This window comes from Roseburia sp. AF20-18LB (assembly GCF_003461185.1).
In the GTDB taxonomy this organism is placed as follows: domain Bacteria; phylum Bacillota; class Clostridia; order Lachnospirales; family Lachnospiraceae; genus Roseburia_C; species Roseburia_C amylophila.
On sequence record NZ_QTWP01000021.1, the window covers coordinates 1 to 5,729 of the forward strand.

Consider the following 5,729-nt stretch of genomic DNA (forward strand, 5'->3'; position numbering starts at 1 on the left):
AATAAATATCCTGGGCACCTTCCGCAGAATCTGCGACTCCATAAATAGTCATTCCGGTTTCCATAGCTACTCCAACCGCTGCAACAATGGGCGACGCTGCACCTGCAGTTGCAATAATACATGCCACCCCAACACCAACCAATACGACTCCGGCAACGGTCTTCCACACTCCCTGCGTCTCACGTTCTTCCGCTGCATCCTTTAGGTTCTGTTCCGCTTCACAGATTGCATCATATACATCTTTATTGTCTTCATGCTGCTGATAAAACGACGGTTATCACCAATAGAACATCTCCGATTCTGTGTTTTTGTTTAGGTATTATGAGGGCGTTTCATCCCCCTTATACCCCCTGTTGCGTGCCATTGTAACATGGGTGTTTGAGAATCGTCAAAGAAAATGTTACAACCTTGTTATATCTATGACATTCTCTGCTTTATTCTGTCAACGTACTATTTTTACATCCATTAAATTTCCATTTTCTACATCAACATTAAACTTTCTCCCCCAGAAATCAGTAGCATATAATTTCCCATTCATAATTTGAATTGCAACATATGGAATTTGCTCTTTGCTGACAATATTAGACGGTAATTTGTCACTTATTCGCCAACACATTTCGCCATTTTCATTATAACACAAAATATTATTAAGTTCCTCTGCTCCTAGTTCTACTCGTGGAATCTTTAACAATACAACATACTTTCCACTGATGCTTTCAACTTGTTTAATTGGATATTTTACAGTGATTTTAGTACCACCAATATTTAAAATATTACCATCAATAGATACTTCTCTCATATTTACCTCCAGTCTTCAATCTTTCCAAGTTCAGTAAAATCACCAATCCATTGCTGTTGTAAATCTATTTGTATTCCACCACCATCAAATCCAAAATTAGGTCCAACCTCACCTAAACGTACTGTATCTCCTGCTTTCAGCTCTACTTCTCCAATAAATTTAGGTTCATACTCTAATGCAAATTTAGCTTGAATTTCTTTAGGTGTAAGTCCTTTGATATCCTCGGCTCTCATAACCCATCCACCCTCTAAATTTGAATTCACACCGTCATATACTCGAACAAATTTTGTATCTTCTGTCAGTGTTATATCTTGTACAACAGTTTTCTCTTTGTAAGGTGATTTATAACCTCTTGCTTCCCACCAAGCATTAACACTTTCTGCTGATTGATACTGATTTATTTTAACTTTATCTTTTAAGTTACCTAATTGGTCATCTAAATATTCATATCCTATTTTACTTGATGTTCCACCATTTACAGCCGAACCCACATCCGCATCATTTAATACTGCGCCACCGTCAGTTCCCACATCTCCAAGCTTCGGTTTCGCCAGTTTCTTCGCTCCTGCTTCAATTCCATTCAGTCCTTTCGCAGTTGCCATACTTGCTGCCATACCTGCTATCATTCCTGCGGTCTGGTTTCCGGTTAAATCCGTCGTATACTTCTGGGCTCCTGCACCTGCAGTTGCAATAATACATGCCACCCCAACACCAACCAATACGACTCCGGCAACGGTCTTCCACACTCCCTGCGTCTCACGTTCTTCCGCTGCATCCTTTAGGTTCTGTTCCGCTTCACAGATTGCATCATATACATCTTTATTGTCTTCATGCTGCTGATAAAACAATTCACTGATATTGGCAAGTGCATACACGTCCTTATCTGTATAAAAGCTGTTGCTTTCATAATTTGCAATTGTTCCCTGGTTCAACCCTACTTTTGCAATACAGCTGTTCAGGCTCGAAATTAATAAGTCTACAGAATTCTCCAGCGCTGTTACGGTACTACTTTCCTGATTTTGGATTGTTGTAATAAAATTCAATAGCTCCTGATCCAACTGCTCATGTAAACCAATTATTTTATAACTTGTTTTTCCTCATCAAGCTTTACTATATTTGAATTTAACCATCCCTCATATGCATATTTGTCAACTCGATCCAACTTCAGCTTTTCCCCTATCTTACAGTCATTTGTACTAACCAAATATTCTCCGTTTTTTTCCTTTATAATTGAAACCCTCTCTTCATTCACCTTTCCATAAGTTGCAATTTTGTAAATTTCATCTACATCTGATATATTCACTAATTTACTGTATACTCCTGTATTATATTTATCTTTAAATGTACAATCAGTTTTCTTTAGATCTGATGTTATAATAATATAATTACCATCAGCATCTCTTGAAAATTTATATTCATTTCCTTTATAATAAGCATATTTTCCATTTTTTATCATTTTTTCACCTCTCTGAAATGTTCGCCATCAAAAATAGCTACGATAGAATCTTCTGAATCAATTACCCTATGCAATTCAGCACCTTCTATTGGTTCCAGGTTACCATCAACTGTCCATTCTGGAATAACTTCTCCATTCCTTGCACCTGTAAATCCATTACGTGTACATGGGGCAGGGTCTGTATTTCCCCCACCAAATTCTGTTCCATACGGTATTCCAATCCTATCCACATCATCCGTCATAAATTTAATATAACCATATGCATTTCCACCTTCTGGATATGGTCTAATATCACTATTTATTGTATAGTCTAATCTTGATGATTCTACAACATTATCATAACCATGAATATGTGAAACATCATCATATCTTGCTATATAGCCTCTGATAGTACTATATCCGTCATCTCCTATGTATTTTCCTATATCCTCAAAGGGAATAGTTTTTTGAATCACTGTATTACTATCAATCTTAGGCACTGCTTCTCTTATATTTTTTAATTTTCCAATTTGTTCTGCTGACAATTCATTTACATCTGCTAAACGAAGTGTATTAAACTCATCTAATGTCAAACTTTCATTAGCTAACACAGATTTTAAATTATTTCTTGCAAACGCTGAACCTCCGCCGTCTCCAACATCTCCAAGCTTCGGTTTCGCCAGTTTCTTCGCTCCTGCTTCAATTCCATTCAGTCCTTTCGCAGTTGCCATACTTGCTGCCATACCTGCTAACATTCCTGCGGTCTGGTTTCCAGTTAAATCCGTCGTATACTTCTGGGCTCCTGCACCTGCTGCTGTTGCAATTCCTTCTTTTGCAACGATTGTTGCTCCACTTCGAAATGTCAGGTTTCCTGCTGAGGCCGCCTGACCGATTGGAATCATTGCGGATGCTGCAAATGCAAAGACACTTTCTGTCAGATAATATGCTTCCTCATTTCCTTGGAATACCACATATTTTAAGTCATTTACTGCGGTACTGTCAATATCTCCGATGCTTCCATAATAAATATCCTGGGCACCTTCCGCAGAATCTGCGACTCCAAAAATAGTCGTTCCGGTTCCAACAATACCCTCTGCGGCTGCAACAATTGGTGTTGCTGTTCCCCATGATGCGACTATACATACTCCGCCTACTACAAGCAAACCCACTCCGGCAACGGTCTTCCACACTCCCTGCGTCTCACGTTCTTCCGCTGCATCCTTTAGGTTCTGTTCCGCTTCACAGATTGCATCATATACATCTTTATTGTCTTCATGCTGCTGATAAAACAATTCACTGATATTGGCAAGTGCATACACGTCCTTATCTGTATAAAAGCTGTTGCTTTCATAACTTGCAATTGCAGCTGTGTTCAATCCGATTTTTGCAATACAGGTATTCAGACTCGATAGTAACAATTCCACGGAATTCTCCAGTGCTGTCACGGTACTGCTCTCATGGTTCTGAACTTCTGTGATAAGATTTAATAATTCCTGATCCAACTGCTCATGTAGTTCTATCGTTCGTATAGGTGTACTGATTAAATTTCTTATCCTAGGTCTTAAAATTATTCAAGATATCAGAATAAGGCATTTTCTTAACAATTAGTTGGCTTGTCTTGATTTTGGTATGCCACTTTAAGAAAATATGATGTTATGAATATTTGTTAAACTCGTAACGAAATCTCTTCTTGTAATTTTTTATCATTCACAGAAATTGGCTATCTCACAGCGTCTATAAGCATTTTAGCAAACAATAGTTCTGTGGAAGGGTGAAAATTCCCAGCTTGCAACAGGTTAGTAAAATCAATACCTCACAATATCTTCAATATAAATTGTCGGACAAATCCTTTTGTATACCTGAGGGCAAATTTCGCCATAAGGAGTCCTTTCCCCTTTAGGTAAATGACAAAAAGCTATTATTAATCTCTGTATGTCATTCACTTCGTGAACAGACAGAGATTAAAGTAGCTTTTTGAGTTAGGGATTTTTGAAGTCCTAAAGTATAACCATAATTAAATTAATCTCTTTCATAAAATGGTTTGTATTCTCTAATTGCATTCTTTCCAAAATCCGAATCCGCTGAAACCATATCAAGCATCTTATCTCTTAAAAATCTAATGCAAAATTTTCCAACTCTTGGGTATAGACTATTAGGTTCTTCTTTTGAATCCAATATTAGTAAATAGCTTCCTTCTTCACCCCTTACCATCCATAATAAAAACGCCTTATCAACACTCTTTTCTTTATCAAAATATACACATAGCTCATTTATCAATTCAGTTGGGTATTCAGCTGGAATGCCTATAAACACCTGTTCTTCTTTTTTAATTATACAATCATTTTCCATTCCATCAAGCATTGGAAGCGTAATCACAATATTGGCACCGAAAGGATTTATTACCATTCCTGTATATACATCTCTCGATTCTTTCATAATGTTTTGAAAATCCTTATAACCAAAAATAACTGTTTGCTGTTCTTTTGAGGAATTCCATTTATATAATTCTTCCCAATCAGTAAATGCAATTAAAAACTTATTACCTTTTGTATCTTCTAAATGCTTTATAGATATTGAAGACCCTTCACCTACAACTATTTCATTACCATCTTTCGAACTGTTTTGTAAATGAATATCTGCAGGGCATAGTAATTTAGCTTGTGCAAATTCTGTAAAAAATTTCTGTTGTGTTGCATTATTGTTACTTAATCCTTCAATTGCCTCGACTAATTTAAGATTACTAATTGGTTCTTTAATATTCATTTTTCCCTATCTCCTTCTGGTGATATATTCCATCAGCAAACTTACGAACAAAACCTTTTGCTGGAAAATCAGGATATTTAATTTCCCATAGACATCCACAACACTTACACTTGTACCATTTATCTGCTTTCCACTCAAATCCATCACAATATGGCTTTCCTACTGGTACTTCTGAAAATATATCTTCTTTTACCTGTTCTTCAAAAAACAATTTAATATCTTCATATAATTTATATGAATTAATAACACTTCCTATTCGTTCACTACATTCACATTTTATCATTTAAACCACCCCGCTTCCACTTTTGGGATATATACTTGATTTCCACCTCCTGGCAATGTTCCTATCACATTTCCAAGACTATCATATATATTTTGTGGTGCCGCTATACCTTCATAAATTGTGGTTCCTTTTGGAACAACAACCTTGGTAATATTTTCTGTTGTATTTCCCCACGAAGGATTTAATGCTAAATCCAATTGTGATTGCAATCCTCCTCCTTGAGGCGTTCTTGATACATATGAACCAACCTCTCCTGCTTTACCACCACTTACTCTATACATAACTGTATCTTCTGTCAACGTTGTTTTTGTAAATGTTGCACCATTAAAAGATTCTGCTACTTCTTGACTAATTTCATTACAAGGTTTGATTGGTGAATACTTTACTGTCTTACTTCCACCCTCTCCTACATTTCCCAACTGCTGCGGTCTTTTTACGTTATTTACTAC

General features: G+C 36.6%; 7 protein-coding genes. All 7 read right to left on the reverse strand.

Features of this window, described 5'->3' with window-relative positions; all coding sequences use genetic code 11:
- Positions 1–442 precede the first annotated feature (442 nt).
- Positions 443–799 (reverse strand): hypothetical protein, encoded by a 357-nt coding sequence (locus DWX65_RS14590; RefSeq protein WP_117842365.1) that lies wholly within the window; start codon positions 797–799, stop codon positions 443–445.
- Between the two features lie 2 nt (positions 800–801).
- Positions 802–1,857: a hypothetical protein gene (locus DWX65_RS14595; protein WP_147339175.1), complete on the reverse strand. Its 1,056-nt coding sequence runs from the start codon at positions 1,855–1,857 to the stop codon at positions 802–804.
- Between the two features lie 17 nt (positions 1,858–1,874).
- On the reverse strand, positions 1,875–2,255 hold the full coding sequence (locus DWX65_RS14600) for a hypothetical protein (RefSeq protein ID WP_117690461.1): 381 nt from the start codon (positions 2,253–2,255) through the stop codon (positions 1,875–1,877).
- Positions 2,252–3,736, reverse strand: coding sequence for a hypothetical protein (locus DWX65_RS14605; RefSeq protein WP_118173736.1), 1,485 nt, complete (start codon positions 3,734–3,736; stop codon positions 2,252–2,254). Before DWX65_RS14605 ends, DWX65_RS14600 begins: the two co-directional genes overlap by 4 nt.
- Before the next feature lie 517 nt (positions 3,737–4,253).
- The gene (locus DWX65_RS14610; RefSeq protein WP_117699322.1) at positions 4,254–4,997 is read right to left on the reverse strand and encodes an enhanced serine sensitivity protein SseB; all 744 of its coding nucleotides are present in this window, start codon (positions 4,995–4,997) and stop codon (positions 4,254–4,256) included.
- Positions 4,987–5,280 carry a hypothetical protein gene (locus tag DWX65_RS14615; RefSeq protein WP_117699323.1) on the reverse strand — a complete coding sequence of 98 codons (294 nt, stop codon included), beginning with the start codon at positions 5,278–5,280 and terminating at the stop codon, positions 4,987–4,989. The genes DWX65_RS14610 and DWX65_RS14615 overlap by 11 nt, the downstream gene beginning before the upstream one ends.
- Positions 5,277–5,729: hypothetical protein (locus tag DWX65_RS14620; RefSeq protein WP_207661136.1), on the reverse strand; the 453-nt coding region annotated here is incomplete at its 5' end. The genes DWX65_RS14615 and DWX65_RS14620, both read right to left, overlap by 4 nt.

What these genes read in the sequence shown, in the direction of transcription:
- DWX65_RS14590 (WP_117842365.1), bottom strand. Translation starts at nt 799, where the DNA reads ATGAGAGAAGTATCTATTGATGGTAATATTTTAAATATTGGTGGTACT.
- DWX65_RS14600 (WP_117690461.1), bottom strand. Translation starts at nt 2,255, where the DNA reads ATGATAAAAAATGGAAAATATGCTTATTATAAAGGAAATGAATATAAA.
- DWX65_RS14610 (WP_117699322.1), bottom strand. Translation starts at nt 4,997, where the DNA reads ATGAATATTAAAGAACCAATTAGTAATCTTAAATTAGTCGAGGCAATT.
- DWX65_RS14615 (WP_117699323.1), bottom strand. Translation starts at nt 5,280, where the DNA reads ATGATAAAATGTGAATGTAGTGAACGAATAGGAAGTGTTATTAATTCA.